This window comes from Serratia sp. szju, assembly GCF_044594185.1.
Lineage (GTDB): Bacteria > Pseudomonadota > Gammaproteobacteria > Enterobacterales > Enterobacteriaceae > Serratia > Serratia bockelmannii.
On the sequence record NZ_CP172576.1, the window covers coordinates 956568 to 977900 of the forward strand.

11 protein-coding genes are annotated in these 21333 nt (G+C 63.4%); 2 read left to right on the forward strand and 9 right to left on the reverse strand.

Going from position 1 to position 21333, the window contains the following annotated elements:
- Position 1 precedes the first annotated feature (1 nt).
- The 6 genes from RE418_RS04665 to fes form a co-directional block, all read right to left on the reverse strand.
- Positions 2-1630 (reverse strand): (2,3-dihydroxybenzoyl)adenylate synthase, encoded by a 1629-nt coding sequence (locus tag RE418_RS04665; RefSeq protein ID WP_399675875.1) that lies wholly within the window; start codon positions 1628-1630, stop codon positions 2-4.
- Positions 1631-1637: 7 nt separating this feature from the next.
- Positions 1638-2843, reverse strand: coding sequence for an isochorismate synthase (locus tag RE418_RS04670; protein WP_089181711.1), 1206 nt, complete (start codon positions 2841-2843; stop codon positions 1638-1640).
- 211 nt (positions 2844-3054) lie between these two features.
- Complete coding sequence (gene entS, locus RE418_RS04675) at positions 3055-4311, reverse strand: enterobactin transporter EntS (protein ID WP_089181551.1); 1257 nt, start codon at positions 4309-4311, stop codon at positions 3055-3057.
- 176 nt (positions 4312-4487) lie between these two features.
- Complete coding sequence (locus tag RE418_RS04680) at positions 4488-8432, reverse strand: enterobactin synthase subunit F (protein WP_089181550.1); 3945 nt, start codon at positions 8430-8432, stop codon at positions 4488-4490.
- Between the two features lie 32 nt (positions 8433-8464).
- Complete coding sequence (locus RE418_RS04685) at positions 8465-8671, reverse strand: MbtH family protein (protein ID WP_025304965.1); 207 nt, start codon at positions 8669-8671, stop codon at positions 8465-8467.
- Positions 8646-10019, reverse strand: a complete 1374-nt coding sequence (fes, locus tag RE418_RS04690; RefSeq protein WP_075200634.1) for an enterochelin esterase — start codon at positions 10017-10019, stop codon at positions 8646-8648. Before fes ends, RE418_RS04685 begins: the two co-directional genes overlap by 26 nt.
- Positions 10020-10303: 284 nt before the next feature.
- On the opposite strand from fes, the gene RE418_RS04695 reads away from it, so the two are divergent.
- The gene (locus tag RE418_RS04695) at positions 10304-12586 is read left to right on the forward strand and encodes a TonB-dependent siderophore receptor (RefSeq protein ID WP_089181549.1); all 2283 of its coding nucleotides are present in this window, start codon (positions 10304-10306) and stop codon (positions 12584-12586) included.
- Positions 12587-12807: 221 nt separating this feature from the next.
- Here the strand turns inward: RE418_RS04695 and RE418_RS04700 are convergent, their stop codons facing one another.
- The 3 genes from RE418_RS04700 to RE418_RS04710 form a co-directional block, all read right to left on the reverse strand.
- Positions 12808-14040: a YncE family protein gene (locus RE418_RS04700; protein WP_043142366.1), complete on the reverse strand. Its 1233-nt coding sequence runs from the start codon at positions 14038-14040 to the stop codon at positions 12808-12810.
- 47 nt (positions 14041-14087) lie between these two features.
- On the reverse strand, positions 14088-16997 hold the full coding sequence (locus tag RE418_RS04705; protein ID WP_089181548.1) for a condensation domain-containing protein: 2910 nt from the start codon (positions 16995-16997) through the stop codon (positions 14088-14090).
- 78 nt (positions 16998-17075) lie between these two features.
- Positions 17076-19169: a TonB-dependent receptor gene (locus RE418_RS04710; protein WP_025304960.1), complete on the reverse strand. Its 2094-nt coding sequence runs from the start codon at positions 19167-19169 to the stop codon at positions 17076-17078.
- Positions 19170-19704: 535 nt separating this feature from the next.
- On the opposite strand from RE418_RS04710, the gene RE418_RS04715 reads away from it, so the two are divergent.
- Positions 19705-21315, forward strand: a complete 1611-nt coding sequence (locus RE418_RS04715) for a condensation domain-containing protein (protein WP_049207227.1) — start codon at positions 19705-19707, stop codon at positions 21313-21315.
- Positions 21316-21333 lie beyond the last annotated feature (18 nt).

Sequence of the window (21333 nt, forward strand, 5' to 3'; positions counted from 1 at the left end):
ATTAATCTCCCTGAGCCTGAGTCTGTAGTTGCGCGTCGAGCTGCTCGCGCAGCCGTTTTTTGTCCACTTTGCCGACCGGAGTCAGCGGCAGGCTGTCCACCTGAATAAAGCGATCCGGCAGTTTGAAGTCCGCCACGCCCTGTTCGCGCAGGTGGCGACGCAGCACCACCGGCTTCAGCGGCGCGTTGGCGATGATATAGGCGCAGCTCTTCTCCCCCATCAGCGCGTCCGGCATCGACACCAGCGCGGCGTTGATCACGTCCGAATGACGCAGCAGCAGGTTCTCGATCTCCTCTGCGGCGATTTTCTCTCCGCCGCGGTTGATCTGGTCTTTTTGCCGCCCCTGCACGGTGATGTAACCGTCTTCGCTAATGCTGATCAGATCGCCGGAGCAGTAAAAACCGTCGGCGTCGAAGGCGTCGGCGTTGTACGCCGGGCTCTGGTAGTAACCGCGGAAGGTGTAAGGCCCGCGCGTCATCAACCGCCCGATCTCACCCGCCGGCAGTGGATTGCCGTCGTCGTCCGCCACCCACACTTCGTCGTCCGGCGACATCGGCCGCCCTTGCGTCGTCAGGATATGGCGTTCGTCGTCGTCCAGCCGGGTGTAGTTCACCAGCCCTTCCGCCATGCCGAACACCTGCTGCAGTTGGCAGCCGATTTCATTCTGAATACGCGCCGCCAGCGTTTCGCCCAGCTTGGCGCCGCCCACCTGCAGCAGTTTCAGGCTGGCGAGCTGGGCATTGCCGCCCCACTCTTCGATCGCCTGCAGCCACAGCGTGACCGCCGGCGGCACCAGCGCCGTCACGTTGATTTGATGCTGTTCGATCAGGCGGAAGCACTGCGCGGCGTCCGGATCGGCGGCGAACACCACCAGTCCAGCGCCATAAAACACGCCCAGCACGCCCGGCGAACTCATCGGGTAGTTGTGCGCTACCGGCAGCGCGCACAGATAGCGGGTCTGCGCGTCGAAACGGCAGATCTCCACGCTGCGGTGAATGCTGTAGTAGTAATCGTTGTGGGTGCGCGGGATCAGCTTCGGCGTGCCGGTGCTGCCGCCGGAAAGCTGGAAGAACGCCACCTGATCGGCCGCGGAAGGCTGCGCGACAAAGCCGTCGCTCGCTTCTTCCAGCCAGGCGGCCAGCGCCAGCTCGCCCTCGGGCTGGCTGCGCAGCGTCACGGCACGCAGCGAAGGATGCGCATCGCGGAAGGCGTTCAGGAATTGATCGTCGGCAAACAGCGCGTGCCGGCGATCGGCGATCAGCAGCGCCGGTTTGATCTGCTCGGCATAGGCGTTCAGCTCGCTGCGCTGATGGCTGAACAGCGCGTTGACCGGCGCCACGCCAATTTTCAGCAGCGCGAAGAACACGATATAAAATTCCGCCACGTTGCCCAGCTGCACCAGCGCGGTGTCGCCGGATTTCACGCCGCGGCGCAGCAAAGCGGCCGCCAGGCGATCGGAGCGCTGCTGCAGCTCGCGGTAGGTCAGGCTGCCCTGGGCGTCGATAATCGCCGGAGCGTCGTTATTGGCCTGGCGGTCGAGGATCTCGGTCAGCGGCTTGTCAATCCAGTAGCCGCGCTCGCGATAGCGGCTGGCGAACTCCGCCGGCCAGGGGGTAAAGGCAATGCTCATCTTGTCGTTATCCTTGATTCATACCAAAGGCACGCAGAATGGTGCTGAGTTTGGTACCTGTTTCATGCCATTCAGATTCGGGTGAAGAGTCTTCCACGATGCCGGCGCCGGCGAACAGCCGCACTCGGTTGCCGTCAACGGTGCCGCAGCGGATAGTCACAACCCACTCGCCGTTGCCTTCGTCGTCGCACCAGCCGACGATGCCGCCGAACAGGCCGCGATCGAACGGCTCCAGCTTGCCGATCAGGGCGTGCGCCTCGGCCGTCGGCATGCCGCACAGCGCCGGCGTCGGGTGCAACAGGCAGGCCAGCGACAGGGCGTTTTCGTCCGGAGACGCCGCCTCGCCGTCGATCGGCGTGGAGAGATGCCACAGCGTGGTGGTGGTCAGCAGTTCAGGGGTGTGCGGCACGTTCAGATAGCGGCAGCGGCCGGCCAGCACGTCACGCATGCTTTCGGTGACGATGCGATGCTCATGGCGATCTTTCGCCGAGGCCATCAGCCGCTCCCCCACTTCGCGATCGCGCTGCGGGTCGGCCTCGCGCCGGGCGGAACCGGCCAGCGGGTTGGAATAGAAACGGCCGCTGTCCTGGCGCAGCAGCAGCTCCGGGCTGGCGCCCAACAGCGCGCCCTGCTCCAGCGGCACATGGAAATGGAAACCGTGCGGGTTCTGGGCAATCACGCGCGCCATTAGCGCATGGCGATCCACCGGCTGGCGCGTTTCGATCTCCAGCAGGCGCGACAAGACCACTTTATCCAGCTCACCGGCCTTCATCGCGTCGACGGCGTCGCTGACCATGTTCATAAACGGCTGCTGCGGCGGCAGCTCCGTCACCCCGGCCAGTTCAGGGCCGTTCGCCGCCGGCCGAATGCCAGCCATAAAAGCGGCGCGATCGAACCAGCGGCTCTGCTGCGGAATAAACAGCGCCGAAGGCTGCCGGGTATCGAACGGGATGGCGCCGCACAGCAGCGGTTTTTTGATGCCGGCCTGACGGGCTTCGGCAAACGCCTGCCGTACGCTGCGCTGGAACTCGCCGTTAAGATCGGCGCCGTCCGCGGCCGGCAGGCGAATGCGGCTGAAACAACCGGTGGTGGTCAAGCTGCGGAAAGGGGAGGTAAAGAAGAAGCCCGACGCCGGAGAAAAATCAGCGGCGAACCGGTGTTCTTCGCGCTCCTGCATTTCCTTTCGATTGATGTCGTTCACGGCAGTATCCATCGCTTCGCCCTCATCTTTTGAAGTGATAACCAATATAATAATGATTATCATTTGAGTTAATTCCGCGCTAAATTACTCGCCGATATTTGCTATGTCAATAAACGTAAGCACTTCTTTCATTTCGAAATCATGACATAAACGCTGTGGGTTTTACGCATGCCGATGATAAGCATTGCTATTTGATCCCACAGCGTTGTCTTAACGCGTTCGACTACTTTTCTGTGGCGGGCTGCGGCTCCGGTTTGTGCAACGTCACCTGGCGCAAACCGGTCATGGCGAACAGCAACAGGATGCCGAGCAGCGCGGCGCCGAAGCCGAAACCGCTGGCGCTCATCGCCGGCAGCATGAAGGCGCCCATCGCCCCCAGCAGCAACGCGCCCAGCGCATCGCCCACCACGTTCTGCGCCGTCCACAGGCCGTTGATGCGGCCGAGGAAGTTGTCCGGCGTCAGGCTCTGGATCAGGCCGTATTGCAGCAGCGAGTTCAGCGCGCTCAGGTAGCCGAACGCCACCAGGCACAGCAACGCCAGGCTGTACCACGGCATCAGGCCGAACAGGCCAATGGCGGCGAATGCCGCGATCGCCGTCAGCAGCATCACCCAGCCGGGGCGCGCCACGTGCGCCACGCGCCCGCTGGTGAACGCACCGATGGCCGCGCCGAGCGGCACGGCGGCGTACATATAACCGAGGTGGGCAGCGTCGATGTGCCAGCTTTCCGCCATCGCCGGGTACAGCACGCGCACCGCGCTGGCCATGGTCAGCAGCGCGCCGATCAGCGCCACCATGCCGATCACCTTGTTCTGGAACAGGAAGGAGAAGCCGCCCGCCAACGCGCGCAGCGGGTGTTCACGCGGCTGCGGCGGCGGCATCAGCTGCGGCAGGCTCAGCAACGGCAGCAGCGTCAGCAGGGTGCCGAACGCCGCCAGGCCATAGTTCCAGGCAATGCCCATATGGGCGATCACCAGGCCGCCAATCGCCGGGGAAAGAATCGAGCCGAAGCGCACCGTCAGCATGCTGATGGCGCCCGCCTGCACGATGTTTTCGCGGCCCACCAGCGCCGGCGTGGCCGCCAGCAGCGCCGTCACCCCCACCGCGCCGAAGAAACCGTCCCACACCGCCAGCAGATAAATGGCCGCCAGCGAAGGCGACGGCAACAGGGCATTGAGGCACAGGCCGACGAAGCCGATGCCGCAGGTGGATCGCGCGAACAGGATCAACCGGCGCCGCTCATAGCGATCGGCCAATACGCCCCCCATCAGCAGCCCGGCGAACATGCCGCCGCCGGCCAGCGTCACCGCCAACCCGACCTGCAGGGTGGAACCGGTCAGCGCCTGGATCTGCACCGGGATGGCGATCGCCATCAACCCCAGCGCCACAATGGAGATAAAGCGCGCGCAGAACACCGCGCGGAAAGCCCGGTTAGTTTTCAACAGGCTGAAATCAAGCAGGATGGAGGGTTTGCTACTCATCGGTTGTTCACCACATCTTTAAACGGGGATTCTGCAATTGCGGACCGCTATGCTAGCACAGATGACGAAATCAATAATGATAATAAAAATCATTGATATTCAATTGTGAGCAACCGCAAGAAACGCCGCCACACGCGGGGTAATCCCCGTGCCTGGCGGCGAGATGACGGGCGCGATCACAGCGTGCGCAAGATCCGGTTCAGCAGCGGCCCCAGCACTTTGAACGACGCCGGCGAAACGATATCGACATGCGCGCAGTCCAGCTCGTGCGCCTGCAGCGCATCGACGTACTGCGACCAGGTCTGCTGCACGTCCATCCCTTCCTGCAGCGTACGTTTGGCGACGAACAGCGTCGCCTGTCCATGGAAACGGGCGGTACGCGTGTGCGACAGCAACCGCACCGAATCGGCGTAGTTGGCTTCGATGTTGTCGAACATCGCCGTGCGCGTCTCGCCCAGCGCCGGATCGAGCGTATCCTGCGACACCGCCAGAAACTGCTCGCGCTCGCGCTGCACTTCCTTCAACACGTTGTCGTCCAGCATCACGTCCCAGTTTTGGGTCTCCGGCGGATAAGTATCCAGCAGGCCGAGGAACGCCACCTCTTCGCCGCGCGCCTGCAGCCGGGCGGCGATGCCCTGGGCCAGCGTGCCGCCCAGCGAGTAGCCGATGAAGTGGTATGGCCCGTGCGGTTGGACCTGCAACACCGTCTGCAGGTGGGCATCCACCACCTGATCCATATCTTCGCTCAGCGCCAGCGGGCCGTCCGGCCGCGGCGACTGGATACCGACCAGCGACCAGTGCTGATCGAGATAGCGCGGCAATACGCTGAACTGCCAAGAGAAACCGGATGCCGGGTGCAGGCAGAACAGCGTCGGCCCCTCGGTGACGCGCAGCGGCAATACGCTGTCGAATCCGCTGCGATCGGCCTCTTCCTGCGTGCGATCTTCCGCCAGCAAGGCGGCCAACTGCTCGACGCGCGACGCCACCATCACCTGGCCGACGGACACCGCCTTGCCCAGATCGCGGCGCAGCTCTGCCGCCAGACGCATCGCCAGCAGTGAATGGCCGCCGAGCGCGAAGAAATCGTCGTCGGCGAACACCTGCTCGCGCTGCAGCAAACGGGCGAATACCGCCGCGATCTCGCTTTCCAGCCCGGCCTGCGGCGGCCGTCCTGCTTTGCGTTCACCGCCCTGCGGCTGCGGCAAGGCCTTGCGATCCAGCTTGCCGTTGGCGCTCAGCGGCAAATCGCTCATTTCCACCAGCGCCACCGGCACCATATGCGGCGGCAGACGGTCGACCAGCGCTGCGCGCAGGGCTTGCGCATCCCAGCTCGCGCCAGGCTGCATCACCAGATAGCCCACCAGCTGGCGCGCATCGCCGCCGGCGTCCACCGGCGTGCCCTGCAGCACCAGCGCGTGCGTCACCGCCTGGCGCACGCCCGGCAGCGACAGCAAGGCGTGATCGATTTCACTCAGCTCGATACGCTGCCCGCGGATCTTCAGTTGATCGTCGCTGCGGCCCAAATATTCCACCGTGCCGTCCGGCAGCCAGCGCGCCACGTCGCCGGTGCGGTACATGCGCCCGCCCTCGCCGAACGGATCGGCGACAAAGCGGCTGGCGGTCAGATCCGGCCGGCCCAGGTAGCCGTGCGCCAGCTGCACGCCGGTCAGATACAGATCGCCCGCCACGCCCGGCGGTACCGGCCGCAGGCGCGCGTCCAGAATGCGCAGCCCGGTGTTCCACACCGGCAGACCGATCGGCACGTTGGCGCCGGTCACTTTCGCCAGCGCGTCACCGTAGGCCGGATGCCAGGTCACGTCCACCGCCGCTTCGGTCGGGCCGTAGAGGTTATGCAACGGCACCGCCGTGCGGCTTTGCCACAGGCGGCACAGCTCCGCCGGCAGCGCTTCGCCGCTGCAGAACACCTGGCGCAGCGCGGCGCAGTTCGCCACCGCCGCGTCGTCGTCCAGGGCAGCGACGAAGGCCGCCAACATCGACGGCACGAAGTGCATCGTGGTAATGCGGTGTTGTGCGATCAGCTGTTGCAGCTGCTGCGGATCGCGATGCGCCTCCGGCGGCGCCATCACCAGCCGAGCGCCGACCATCAGCGGCCAGAAGAATTCCCACACCGAGACGTCGAAACTGCACGGCGTTTTCTGCAGCACCGCGTCGTCCGCCCCCAGCGGATACTGGTGTTGCATCCACAGTAGGCGGTTGACGATCGCCTGATGGCCGACCAGCACGCCTTTCGGGCGCCCGGTGGAGCCGGAGGTAAAGATGATATAGGCCGCATGGTCCGGCGTCGGGCCCGCGATCGCCACCCCGGCGGCGTGATCGGCCGCCAGCGGCGCGTCATACAGCAAGATTTCGCCCTTGTCGGCGAAACGCGCCTGCTGCGCCGGGTTAGTGATGACCAGCCGGGGCGCGGCGTCTTCCAGCATCATCGCCAGCCGCTCGTCCGGATAACCGGTGTCCAGCGGCAGATAGGCGGCGCCCGCTTCCACGATCGCCATCAACGCCAGCGACAGGAACACCGAACGCGGCAGCGCCACCGCCACGATGTCGCCCGGCCGCACGCCCTGCGCCACCAGCTCGCGCGCCAGCGCCGTAACCTGCTCGCGCGTTTCGCGGTAGGTAAAGCTGAAATGCGCATCCGCCAGCGCCGGTGCGTCCGGCGTGGTTTGCGCCTGCTGCGCCAGCAACTGGCTCAGCGTGCTCGCCGGCACCGGGTGCGCCGTGTCGTTGACCCGCGCCAGCAGCGCGTGATCGTCGGCGGTCAGCATATCGGCTTCGCCGATCGGCAACGTTGCCTGCGCGGCGAACTGCGCCAGCAGCAACGGCAACCGCTGCAGGTGCGCCTGCAGTTCCTGGCGGCTGTAACGCTCGGCGTTGGCCAGAAGCTCCACCTTCAGCTGATGGTGTTCGTCGATAAACAGCGCAATCTCCAGATCGCGCACCGGCCCGGAGGCCAGATCGTGGGTAATGCCTTCGATACCGGCGAAATCCAGCTGGTAATCGAACATTTTGAAGTTGAAGACCGTGCCGTACAGCGGTTCGCCGTCGCCGATGCGGCCCAGATCGCGCTGCACCTGTTCGGCGTCGTAGCGCTGATGGCGGCGCACCGTTTTCAGCTCGCGGCTGATGCGGGTGGCAGCCTCATACAGCGTGGCCTGCGGCTCGAGGTGCATCTCCATCGGCAACACGTTGATCACCGGGCCGGCAGCGCACAGGGCGGCCGATCCGGTGCGGCGCATAAAGATAAAACCGGCGCTGAAGCTCGGTTGGCCGCTCAGGCGCGATACCCACAGCGCCACCAGCGCCACCGCCATATCGGCGGCGTTCAACTTCTGCTGCGCGCCACACTGCACCAGTTCGGCGAAGGCCTGCGGATCGCAGCGCTGTTCCAATCGACGGATGCGCGGCGTGGGCGTTTGCCCAGCCAGCGGCTGCGGGCAGAGCGTGGCCGGCGGCGGCAACTGCCGCGCTTTTTCGAGCCAGAAATCGGCGTCGCGTTGCCAGGCCGGCGCCTGCCGGTAAGCCTGGTATTCCGCCACCACGTCGCTGAACGCCGTAAATGGCGTCGGCTCCAGCGCGTCGCCGCGGCAAAGGTGGGTATAAATCGCCGCCACACGGCGAGCGATGGCGGTGAAGCTGAAACCGTCCACCAGCAGATGGTGATAGCGCTGATACCAGAACCAACGGTCATCCGCCAAACGCATCACCACATGGCGATACAGCGGTGCGCCGCTGCCGGCGCGCAGATCGCTCGCCAGATCGATGTCCATCAGCGCACGCGCGGCGGCTTCAGGGTCCGGCGACGTCGTCAGATCGACAAGTTCCGGCTCGTGCACCGCCAGCGCGTCGTCTAGCCATTGCACCGGCACGCCATCGCGTTCCGCAAAACGCAGACGCAGCATGTCCACCTCGCTCAGGCCCTGGATGATGGCCTGCAGCAGAGGCTCCACGGCAACAGGGCCGTTGAGTTCGATGGCATGTGCGACCGCGTAGGCATTGCGATGCGGTGAGATTTGATCGGCGACCCAGATGCCGGGTTGCGCCGCGACCAACGGCCATTCGCCCGCAAGCGCCGGGCCGCTGAGAGAGTTAGGGGTGTGTGACACTGCTTATTGCTCCCGTGATTACCTGGCGCCGGTCACGCCTCGCGTGCTGCGACCGGCAGAATGTCTTGCCAATGCTGTTCCAGCCATTCGGCGCACGCGGTGTGCGCCGCCGGGCCAAAGACGATCGTCCACTCGGACGGAATGGCGCGGAAATCCGGCCACAAACTGTATTGTTGTTGTACGTTGCGCAGCACCAGGCTGCGCTGCTGTTGATCATCGAACGGATTCAGGCTTTCCATCATGTGTTCCTCGTGCCGTCGCCGATGCCGGGTAAGCGGTGGCGAAAGCGGAAGCCCAGACCGCCTGCAGCCCATCGGTCAGGCCGCTGCGCCAACACAGCGCGTCGTGCCCGCCTTCCACCACCCGGTAGTGCACCCGATGGCCGGCGTCACTCAGGCGCACCGCCATTTCGCCGCTGACCCGGTGCACCAGCTTTTCCTGCGAACCGGCTTCCATAAATACCTTCAGCGCGCCGTGGTTGCCCAAACCGTGCCGTTCCACCTGCTGCATCAGCCAGCAGGCATCGTCGGGAATGCTCGGCAGCTGCAGCATGTCGCGCCGCGGCCACCAATAGGAACCGGACTGGGTGATCACCGCGCCGAAGCGCTGCGGCCAGCGCAGCCCGGCATACAGGGAAGCCAGGCCGCCAAAGCTTTGCCCCGCCACCACCGTGTCGGCCGGTTTGTCGCTGTGCGGCGCCCAGTCGGCCAGCTGCGGCATCAATTCTTCCTGCACCGCCAGCCAGAAATCGTCCTTGCAGGTTAATTCTCGCGCCCGGTGCGGCAGATCGATGATGTCGATCAGCACATACACCGCTTCCGGCAACGCCCCCTCGCGGGTCAGCTGCATCAGCGGCTCCCAAACCGGCATCTGCTTCGCCCAGAACTGGCCGTCGAGCAGGATCGCGAGCGGGCGCTCGGTCGGCTTACTGTCGCCGGTCGTGTAGATCCAGACATCGCGGCTGTTGCCCAGGCGCTCACTGCGCCAGGTATGGCGCTGCAAACGCGCCGGCAGCGGCGGCGTGCAGCGCCCGCTGGCGATCTCATACTCGTCGAACGAGCGCCATACCGGCTGCGGCGGCGCATCCGGCATGTGCAGGCCGGAGACGCTGTGGCCGCTGGCGCTTTGCCAGGAGCGATAAGGGTTGAGCAGATCGGGGGTGGCGCTGGCGAACACCTGATGCCACCAGTGGCGCAGGTTGTGCATGTTGGCGTGCGCATCGTCGCCGCTGAACGCCGGCGGCCGCTCGTCAAAACAGGGGATAAAGCAGTAGCTGCCGCGCCAGGCGCCGCTCAGCTCGGTCTGCCAGTACCACACGTCGGTACCGGCCAAACGCTGCAGGCTTTGCGGCGGATTCGGCTGGTGATGGTCGGTCAAGCAGTTAATGTTAATCCACACGCGACGGTAGGCGGAGGTCAATTCGCATCCCTGAGGATCGCGCCAGAAAAAGGTGGTGCGCCACCGGCCGTTACCCGCCGGTTCTACCCATGGCGTACCGCGCCGTGCCACCGTCAACCACCACCCTGGACTGCCCGCATTGCTGCTGGCCAATAATCTGCTGCTTTCTGACTGTAGTTCTGTATTCACAACGCCTACCCATTTTGTAGTTGGCGGCACCGGGAACGTCGACTTTTCCCTATCGCCGGCCACCGCCCGAACGCACTGTACGCCAAATACTATTGATAATAATTTGCATTTGCAATAGTGTGTAAGACTTGGAGATCGTGCTGGTATTGCGCGCAACGGACAGGGATCGGGGATACATCAATGGCATCCCTTGCCGCAGCCGATTTTCTATTTCCGACTACACAAAAACTACAACCGCCCTTCCCCCCGTTCGGCGAGGGATGGCAGCAAGGTAGGACACTCAAATGAAAAGCAAGCTATCACGTTATTCTTTAGCCACTCTTATCGGCTTGGGATTGGGCGCGTCCGCGTTCGCCAACGCCGCGCAGCAGACCGACACCCCCACCACGGAAGAAAACAGCGGCACAGCGGATAAAAAGCCGCGCGGCGAAGACACCATCGTCGTGACCGCCGCCCGGCAGAACCTGCAGGCGCCGGGGGTGTCCACCATCACCGCCGAAGAGATCAAAAAACGCCCGCCGGCGCGCGACATCAGCGAACTGATCCGCACCATGCCCGGGGTTAACCTGACCGGCAACTCCACCAGCGGCCAGCGCGGCAACAATCGCCAGATCGATATCCGCGGCATGGGCCCGGAAAACACCCTGATTCTGATCGACGGCAAACCGGCCTCCAGCCGCAACTCGGTGCGTCAGGGCTGGCGCGGCGAGCGCGACTCGCGCGGCGATACCGCCTGGGTGCCGCCAGAAATGATCGAGCGCATCGAAGTACTGCGCGGCCCTGCCGCAGCGCGCTACGGCAACGGCGCCGCGGGCGGCGTGGTCAACATCATCACCAAGAAGGCCGGTGATGCGCTGCACGGCTCGCTGAACGGCTACTTCAACGTGCCGCAGCACAAGCAGGAAGGCGCTACCAAGCGCACCGACTTCAGCCTGTCCGGCCCGCTGAGCGACTCCCTGAGCTTCCGCCTGTTCGGCGGCTACAGCAAAACGCAGGCCGACGCCTGGGACATTAACGAATCACACAAGTCCGAACGCGTAGGCGCCTACGCCAACAGCCTGCCCGCCGGGCGTGAAGGGGTGGTCGATAAAAACATCGACGCCTTGCTGCACTGGGACTTCGCCCATCTGCAGTCATTGGAGTTCGAGTATGCCTACGGCCGCCAGGGCAACCTGTATTCTGGCGATACCCAGAACACCAACACCAATGCCCTGGTGCAGAGCAACTACGGCAAAGAGACCAACCGCATCTACCGTGAAACCTTCGGCCTGACCCACCGCGGCGCCTGGGACAACGGCGTGAGCACCAACAACTACGTGCAGTTCGAGCGCACCCGCAATACCCGCCTGAACGAGGGCTTGGCCGGCGGCACCGAAGGCATCTTCGACACCAAAAACACCGGTTTCGGCACCACCAAGCTGGACGACTTCCTGGCGCACAGCGAAGTCAGCGTGCCGTTTGAGCTGGGCGTCGCGCAAACCGCTACGCTGGGTACCGAGTGGACCCAACAGCGGATGAAAGACGGCACGTCCACCAGCCAAACGCTGATGGGCGGCACTATTCCCGGCATGGGCAACGGCACGCGCAGCCCTTACGCTTCCGCGCATATCTTCTCGCTGTTCGCCGAAGACAACATCGAGCTGACCGACACCACCATGCTGACGCCGGGTCTGCGTTACGATCTGCATTCAGAATCCGGCAACAACTGGAGCCCGGCGCTGAACCTGTCGCAGGAACTGGGCGACTACTTCACGCTGAAAATGGGCATCGCCCGTTCTTACAAGGCGCCGACCCTGTACCAGACCAACGGCAACTACCTGCTGTACAGCAAAGGCCAAGGGTGTGCGGGCAGCGATGTCAGAAACGGCTGCTACCTGCTCGGTAACGACGATCTGAAGGCGGAAACCAGCGTCAACAAAGAGATCGGGCTGGAGTTCCATAACGAAGGCTGGCTGGCCGGCGTCACCTACTTCCGCAACGATTACCACAACAAGATTGAAGCGGGTAACTCGCGCATCGCCACCAGCAGCACCGGTACGGCGGTCTATCAGTGGGAGAACGTACCGAAAGCGGTCGTACAAGGGCTGGAAGGCTCGTTGAACGTGCCGGTCAGTGAGACCGTCACCTGGAGCAACAACGCCACCTACATGATCGAGAACAAGAACAAGACCACCGGCGATTACCTGTCGGTGATCCCGAAGTTCACCGTCAACTCGACCCTCAGCTGGCAGGCTACGCAGGATCTGTCGATGCAGTCCACCCTGACCTGGTACGGCCGTCAGAAGCCGAAGAAGTACAACTACCAGGGTAAACCGGCCACCGGCGGCGAAACCCGCGAGGTTAGCCCTTACGCCGTCGTCGGCGCCAGTGCGACCTATGACCTGACCAAAAACGTCAGCGTCACTGCCGGCATCGACAACCTGTTCGACAAACGCCAGTTCCGCGCCGGTAACGCGCAGAACGTGGGCGACCCGATTACCGGCGCGATCAACATCGCCGGCGCGGGCGCGGCCACCTACAACGAACCGGGCCGTACCTACTACATGAGCATCAACACCCACTTCTGATGACATGACCCAACGACAAAGGGGGGCTCAGCACCCCTTGAGGTAAATGACAAAGCGGATGACGTTGCCGGGCTTTCATTAGGCGACAGATAGAAAACAAGGAAAATCAATTCATTGATTTTCGGCTGATAACCACAAAGGAGGAAAATCCACGCTTTTTCCTCCTTTGTCAGCCACTAGAAAGGGCGCCGCGGCGCCCTTTTTTTTATCTTTATATTCAGTTATTTGGTGTGCAGTTGAATACGCACCACGCTTTCCGGCTTGCCGGCCTTGGTGGAAGCGCCGTCGTTTTTCACCGTCACAAACAGCGCGTCGCCTTTCGGATCCAACGCCAGGCTGTTAGGGTGCGGCGGCAGGTCTATGGTTTGCAGGCGTTTAAGCGTTTTGGCGTCGAACACCGTCAGCGTCCCGGCGCCGTGATCCACGCGCACGCCTTTGCGGTTGGCGACATACAGCCGCTGGCTGCGCTCGTCGAGCAGCAGGCCGATCGGCACCTCATCCGTCAGCTCGCTGGCCAGCACTTTGCCGCTGTCCGCATCCAGCGCAAACACCCGGTGGCCACTGCTGCGCTTCACGTAGTCGTGCCCCAGATGATGGTTACGGTAGTCGTCGCGATCGATGCCCTGATCGACGCCCAGCAGGCGATTGCTCGCCGGGTCATACACCAGGTTTAGCAGCTGATCGGCCTGTACTTCGTGCGTGGCGGTGATCGCCAGCGTGTCGGCGTTAAGGGTGATCACCTGCCCCTGCATGTTGGAAACGAATACCCGACGGCCCTTCTCATCCAGCGTGATGCCCACCGCGTTGTAGCCGAAGCCCGGGATCACTTTCTCCAGCTTGCCGGCTTTGGTATCGACCACGTACAGCACGCTGTCGACGCCGAAACCCAGACCCGGCAGGAACAGACGGCCGCTTTGCGCGTCATACTTGAGCTCGCGGAGGCGGTACAGGTAGTCCTCGGTGATTTTGAATTTCTTCAGCTCCGCCAACAGGAAGTCCAGGCGCTTGCCGCTGATGCCCGCCTGCTTGTAAGCCTGCTCCAGCACCGCTTTGTCCAGCAGCTTGATGCTGCCCAGCGCGTGGTTGGTAGTGGTGTCCACCACCCCGACTTCGCCGTTGAAGGCCTGCGTCAGGTACAGGCGATTGCCCGCGTCGTTCAGCGCCACGCCGAAGCCTTTCACCTGCAGTGGGATCTCTGCCTTGATCGCCAGGGTGTTGGGATCCAGCCGCAGCACGCGGGAGCGCGCCTCTTCCTTCCAGTCCGGCGCGCTGACGAACAGCGCCTGTTGCGAGGTGCTGTAGGCCATCTCCACCACCGTCGACGATAGCGCCTCGCGCTTGATGTCCTGCGGTTTGATGCCAACGTCGTCCGCCTGCGCGGCGCCGGCGACCACCAGAGAGGCCGCCACCAGCAGCGACAGTAGCGCGCGCGGGGTTGCTAGGGTTCCAGACATCCTTTTATCTCCTTGAAAATCATGCTTTCGGTTAGAGTGAAACAACGTCATGCCTGCGGCCCGGGCGGCAGCGCCGCCAGAGCGATATCGCCAGCGATGTGCTGCGCAAACTGGGTAAAGACGTGCTGAACGCCATCGGCGATCAGATTGGCCTGCTCCCGGCTGTAGTGGTCCTGACGGTAGGTCATCATCACCCGTAGGGATTTCTTCCCGGCCAGATCGTCTTCCATCACCTCAAACTGCAGGCCGAGCAACGATTCGGCTTTCTCCGGCTCCACCTGACGGTAGGCGATCGTGCTGCCGTCCTGCAGCCGGAACTCGCCGTTCAGCTTGATGCGGCTGTGGATCTGGATGAACACTTCGAACATGTGGTTCTTGCGGTCGGCCTCCACGCCGAACAGCCCTTCTTCCACCAGATCGATCGGAATGTCGGTGTACGGCAGCGAGCCATTGATGGTGTTTTTCACCTGGCTGACCAACCCGGCCACCGTCAGCCCTTCGTCGAAGCGCACGCGGTGCACCACCACGGTGGTGAAGTAGCCGACGGTATCGAAGAACTCGGCGTCGTTACGGCCGGAAGTCGAGGTGCCCACCAGCAGATCCGCCGGGCCGCCCAGCAGACGCAGCGCCGAGGTAATCCCGGCATACACCACGTTGAACAGCGACGCGTTGTTGCGGCGGGCAAGCTGATACAAGCCTTCCGCCACGGCAGGATCGACCTCGAACTCCAGCCAGCCGCCGTTGACGTCCGCCGGCGCCGGCACCGCCGGGTGGGTGGACGCTTCTTGCCGGAAGATCGGCTGGCCGACCGGCGCGCCGCGCAGCGCATCGAGCCAGTAGTCCAGATGTTGCTGCTGCACCCCCGAGGCCCGCTGTTGCCGGGCGAAGGTGTGGAACTGCGGCGGCTGCCCGCTCCACTGCGGCGCCTGGCCGACGACGCGATAGCGATAGGCGACGCCCAGCTCGTCCATCATCAGGTTGAGCGACCATTCATCCAGCACCACATGGTGGAACAGCAGCGACAGCAGCTGTTGGCCGTTGTCCGCATCGCGCAGCAGCGTGGCGCGCAGCGGCAGCTCGGCGGCCAGATCGAACCGGTGCTGGCCGGCGTCGGCCAACAGGGCGGCGGCATTACCCGCCGGCGTCTCGTGAGAGAAGCGGAACCACTGATAATCCGGCAGTTCTGCGGCCGGCACCACCACCTGCACCACCTCCCCCTGCTGCTCGACGAAGCGTGAACGCAGCACGGTATGGCGAGTCATGACGTCGATAAACGCCTGGTGCAGCGCCGTTTCGTCCACAGCATCGAAGAAGCGCAGAGAGAACGGCAGGTTGAAAATCTCATCATGGCCGAAGGCTTCATACACCTTCCACAGCGATTCCTGCGCCAGCGACAGCGGCGCCTGCGCCCCCTCATGATCGTCGGCGATGGCTAGCGCGGCATTCGGCTGCGCAACGTTCAGGCGTTTGGCGTAGCCCGCCAACCCACGCGCCGTCGGATGGCTGAACAGATCGTTAATGTTGATTTCGATCTGATGCAGGCTCAGCAAACGGCCGATCACCCGGGTAGCGACCAGCGAATGGCCGCCGCGATCGAAGAAGTCTTCATCCAGGGTCATTTCCGGCGCCACCAGCGCCTCACGGAACTCCTGCAAAATCAGCGGCGCAACGCTTTCGTCGGCGTCGCCGTTCGCCGCCGGCGCGGCCATTGCCGGGGAAACGGCCTCAGCCACCGGCAATGCGACGGCAATTCGCTGCCCGGCCAGGAACGCGCTGAACTGCTCCAGCAGGAAAGGCGCCGCGTGCGGAGACAGGCGCGGGTCGGTGACCAGCTCCAGCGTTAACGCTTCCGCTTCGGGCAAGCCCAATAGCAGCGCCAGTTCAAACGGCGTATGCAGCGGCGGCAGCAACAGGCGTTCGGCGTGAACGCCTTCCAGCCGCCACTCTGCGGCCAGATCGTCACGCCAGGCCACCAGCAACTGCGCCCGCTGCGGATCCGGCTGTTCAGCCACGGCCTGCGCCAGCAGCCGCTGCCCGACGTCGCCCTCGCCATGCTGCACGGTCAGGCGCATCAGCGGCGCCGCCGTCAGGCCCAGATCCAGGCCGGCGAACTCTGCCGTTTCTGCGGCCGGCACGCACAGCTGCACCGCTTGGCCGCCGGCCTGCGCGGCGACGAACTCGGCAAACCGTGCCGCCACCGCCGCCAGCAAGGCCCGCGGCGTGTCGTTGGCGGGCAACAGCGAGCGATCAATGCGTGTGACCACGCGCGCGCCCACCGGCGGCAACGCTTCAGTACGCTGCGCCGGGCTGCGGTAATCCTGCAGCGAGACCGCCTGGCGCGCCCAGGGCAGCTGTGGCGCCGGGATTTCCGGCAGCTCGACCGGCGCCGCCGCGAAAGGCAGAGGCATCGCATCTCCGTTATAGCGGGCGGACAGCATCGCCGGCAGATGGCGCCACGGCAGCGCTTCCGCCAGGATGTCATGCAATACCACGCCCAAAATCACGTCATCGGCAGGCGTGAGCAACAGCAGGCAGCGCAGCGGCGCTTCGCTTTCCAGTTCAAATGGCGCCGCCTGCACTTGCAGCAGACGACAAATGGCGTGTTGTTCATCCGCCACCTGACGCAGGCTCACCGGCAACGGCGCCGAATCGGCAGCGCGTTTAACCAAACCGTTTTCGTCATCAAAAACGTAACGCACGTTCACGCCCGGCGTTTCCCGCACCAGCGCTTGCAGCGCCGCCGTCAGTTGGGCGATATCCACCTCTCCCGTCAGGCGCCAGGCCAGCGCCCGCTGCCCGCGTGCGTCACCCTGCTGCAGATGGGCAAACCATGCCCGTTCTTCGGCTTCGCTTACCGGCCGCTCGCCGTTCGCCGACGGCGCGCCCAGCGCCTGAAACGCGCTCTCCAGCCGCTGGGCCTCTTCATCGCTCAGAATGCTGTCAAAATCACCGATCACTGCGTTATCTCCTTTGCCCGGCCGTGCCGGGATAGCGCATAAAACGGGGGACATTCGTCCCCCATCATCGCGATAGCGTTAGAAATTCAGCTCAACCGCTGCGCCGACCAGGCGGCCTCGCTGGAGAGTCGCCGTGTAAATGTCATTGCTTCTGACCATCTCACGACGGTCGGAATCAAACAGGTTTTTCGCATACAGCGTGGCGCGACCGTAGTCGAAGGTGTAAGCCAGCTGGGCGTTAGCCGTCCAATAGGAGCCGATGCGCCCGCGCGAGTCGTTGTCGTATTGCGAATAGTAGGAGTCGGTAAACGCCACGTTGCTGCTCAGCTCCCATCCTTTCAGGAACTGATATTTGGCCCCCATGTTGGCGGTGTAAGCCGGTGCGCGCGCCAGCTCATGCCCTTCCACGCCGCTGCCCGAGAACTTCTTGATGTCGGTTTTCAGCAGGCCGAGGTTGCCGAACAGCTCGAAATCCCAGCGCGGCTGCCAGGTGGCGCCGATTTCCGCACCGTAGGTTTCCACCTTGTCGGCGTTGCGGATCACGCTGGAGTTCTCACCCAGCGAGTACGGCAGCTGCATGTCTTTGTAATCGTTGTAGAAGATGTTACCTGTCAGCACCACGTTGGCGTCTTTCAGGTGATGGCGGGTGTACAACTCGTAGTTCCAGACATACTCGGAACCGTAGGTGTAGCTGACCACCGGCGTGCCGATCGTGATGCCGCCGCCGCCGGCGTTATAGCCGCGGGCGATCTTGGCACCGTAGGTTTGGGTATCCGTCGGTTTCCAGGCCACGTCCAGCTTCGGCAGGAACACGGTGTAGGTTTCGTCGAAATCGATGCGCACCGCCTGGCTGCCGCCGTCGCGGCGACGGTGTTCGCGTTCCAGGCGGCTGGCGGCAGTCACGTCCACCTGCGGCGTCAGCGCATAGGTCAGCTCGGCGAACGCCGAATGGGTATCGGTTTTATCTTTGAAGGTCGATCCGCCGAAGATGTTGACGAACTCATCCTGCGTGCCGTGGAAGTAACGCAGCCCCGCTAGCCCGTGCAGGCGGCTGTCCGCACCGCCGAAGCGCACCACCGGCTCCACGTGAACTTCCTGGCCGTCGATCTCGGCGTATTGGATGTTGTAAGCGGTCGGACGGTTGATGTTGAAATCGGTATAGATAACGCGGTTTTCAAACGTCAGCGCATCAGAGGCCTCCCAGGCCAGATCCCAGATGGTGCTGTTCATGTTGCTTTTGAACACGGCGCGGCGCGGATCGTGGCGCGGGTTGGTCGGATGCGGCTGCGGGTTGAGGCTTTCGTTCTGTGGCGCGGTGCTGCCGAAGTGGTTAAAGGTCAGCTTGGTGGTCAGATCGCGCAGTCCGGCCGGATTGAACAACAGCTTGGCACGGGCGGTGGTGGCTTCCACTTCGCGTGGATCGCCCACCGGCGCATAGGCCGGCAGATCGGCTTCGCTGCGGCGGCGCTGGCGATCGACGCTGACGCGGAACGCCAGCTGATCTTCCACCAGCGGGCCGGACGCCATGGCGGCCAGCTGTGAAGAGTGCTGGTTGCCGGCCCCGCCCTTGAAGGCGCTTTCCCATTCGAAGGTCGGATCTTTACTGGCCATGACGATGGCGCCGGCGATGGCGTTGCGCCCCTGAATGTAGCTTTGCGGGCCGAGGAACACTTCGACGCGATCCAGATCCCACAGCGACTGTGGGCCGAAAGCCTGTTCGTTATAGGTCAGCGAACGGCCATCCAACGACAGATTGAGGCGCGGACGGGTGCCGCTGAGGAAGGCATTGGCGCCAACGTTCGGGCCGGAACCGTCGATGCCGCGCACGGTCGGCAGTTCGTTGCCGATGCCTAGATCCACCACGTTGGGGGTCATGCGCAGCAGATCGGGGATCTGCACTGCGTCAGGCATCGAGGCGATGCGGTTGCTGTCGAACACCTGCACGCTGGAGCCGGTGTCGAAAATGGAACGTTTGATCTTCTCACCGGTGACCAGCAGCGTTTCCGCGTCCTGGTAGGTTTCGTTGCTCTTGGTTTCCGCCGCGTTGACGTTACCGATCGCCAGTGAACAAACCCCTAAAAATACGGAGGAAAACGCCCCAATGGCTTTCAACCCCGCCTTTTCCCCGTTTCCTACGCTTTCATGCCGTTGAGCCGCAAAATGCTTGCCCATAGATGTCTTCTCCTTTCATCCCAGAGGTGCACAAAATTTGATTTTTTTTTACACAACCTACATCGACACTCACACAGACCATGACGCTGCGGCCTTCCCGGCCTTGCTGTTGCTTATCCCTGCGGCAAACCCATGCCTTTCGCGGCCGGACGGGCGCGGCCCCGTCCACGGCTAAGCCGCCGGCGGAGCGGCCGGCAGCTTGTATAAAAACGTAAAATAATGTTAAGAATGATAATATTTTGCATTTTCTAATGCAAATCATTATCAACAAAGGTGTGAGGCCTGACAAGATAACTGCCAGAAACCCTTATACTTTCGCAGGAAAAACGAGCGCTGCAATAACAAGCAATCATTTCAATGCTAAGAATAATATAGATAAATTATTCACACCCAATGCCCTCACTGCCCGGCGTCGCTAAAACGCCTTATAGATAGCACCCGATCGCCAAATGGATCAAATAATAATAATTTTCATTCCTATTAACATTTGGATATATTCTTGCAGTCTCGTTGGCTGAATCAAAATGGATACCCGATGAAAGCTTTGACCACGATGCAGGCCGCCTATTGGGTAGGCCGACAGTCCGCTCCTCCCCTCGGCGGCATGGCCGCCCACCTGTATGCGGAATTCGACGGCGGCGAGCTGGATACCGCTCGGCTGCGCCAGGCCGTCGAGGCGCTGTACCTGCACCATCCGCTGTTACGCCTGCGCATTACCGACGATGGCCGGCAGACGATCGCGCCTCCCGGCCCTCGGCACGCCTTGCATCTCGACGATTGGCAGCACGCCGATGAAGCAACGCTGGCAGCCGCGCTCGCCGCCAAACGCCAGGCAAAAAGCACCCAGCTGCTGCCGCTGGAACAGGGCGTGCCCTGCGATATCAGCCTGAGCCTGTTGCCGGAAGGGCGCAGCCGCCTGCATGTCGATCTCGACATGATCGCCGGCGATGCCATGAGCTTTCGCCTGTTGATGGAGGATCTGACGGCGTTTTATCACCGGTGTCCGCCGCCCCCCTCCGATGACGCACCAGCGGCCTACTTTGATCACCTCGAACGACGCGACGCCGACGAGGCGCTACGCCAGCGGCGCGAACGCGGCCAGCGTTGGTGGCGTGAACGCCTGGCGCAGGTGCCCCCGGCGCCGCGCCTGCTGCGCACGCCGGACCGCTGCCGCAGCGATCGCCTGGCCGTACAGCTGAATGCAGAAGAAAGCCGCGCGCTGGAGAATGTCGCCAAGCGGCACCACACCTCCCTCTCTACGCTGTTTTTAGCGCTGTTCGCACTGGCCGTCGGCCAGGGTTGGAATATGACGCGCTTCCGGCTCAACGTGCCGCTGTTCCACCGCGAAAGCGAACGGGAGGACGCGCATCGTCTTATCGGCGATTTCTCTAACCTGGTGCTGCTCGGCGTGGAGCTGAACCCGACGGAAAACCTGAGCGCTTTCTGCCGGCGCCTGATGGCACAGCTGGCAGAGCTTATCGAACATGCGGATTACCCCGGCGTGAGCGTGATGCGCGATCTGTCGCGCCTGCACGGCAGCCTGCAGCCTTCTCCGGTGGTGTTTACCGCCGGTTTCGGCATCCGCGGCAAGACGCTGTTTTCCGAACGGGTCACCGACACCTTCGGCCGTCTCGGCTGGGTCATCTCTCAAGGACCGCAGGTTGCGCTGGATGCGCAGGTCGCCCACGTCGACGACGGCATTCTGATTAACTGGGACGTGCGGCTGGACGCATTCCCCGAGCACGCGCTGCCGCGCCTGCTGGCCTGTTATCGTGCGCTGCTGCACCTGGCCGCACGGCAAACGGAGGCGTTCGATCGCCCGCTGTCACAGCTGTTGGCGCAATGCACACCCGACGCGCTGGCGCAGCAGGCACCGGTGCGCCAGGTGCTGCACCGGCTGCTGGCGCGGGTGGCTCCCGAGGCCAGCTTGCACGACCACGACGATATCCACCGCTTGGCCCTGCCGGATGCTGGGGTGAACGCGCTGCTGACGGTGCTCAACAAATATCTGGCGGCGGCGCTGACGGCGCAGGATCTGGCGGCGCATCCCTCTCCGGCGGCGCTGGCGGCATTGATCTGCCAACGCTCGCCCGAGGCAGGACGGAATGCGAAAACGCTGCTCGCCGCGCTGGCGCCGCAGCACTGAGATTTAATCGGTTAGCGA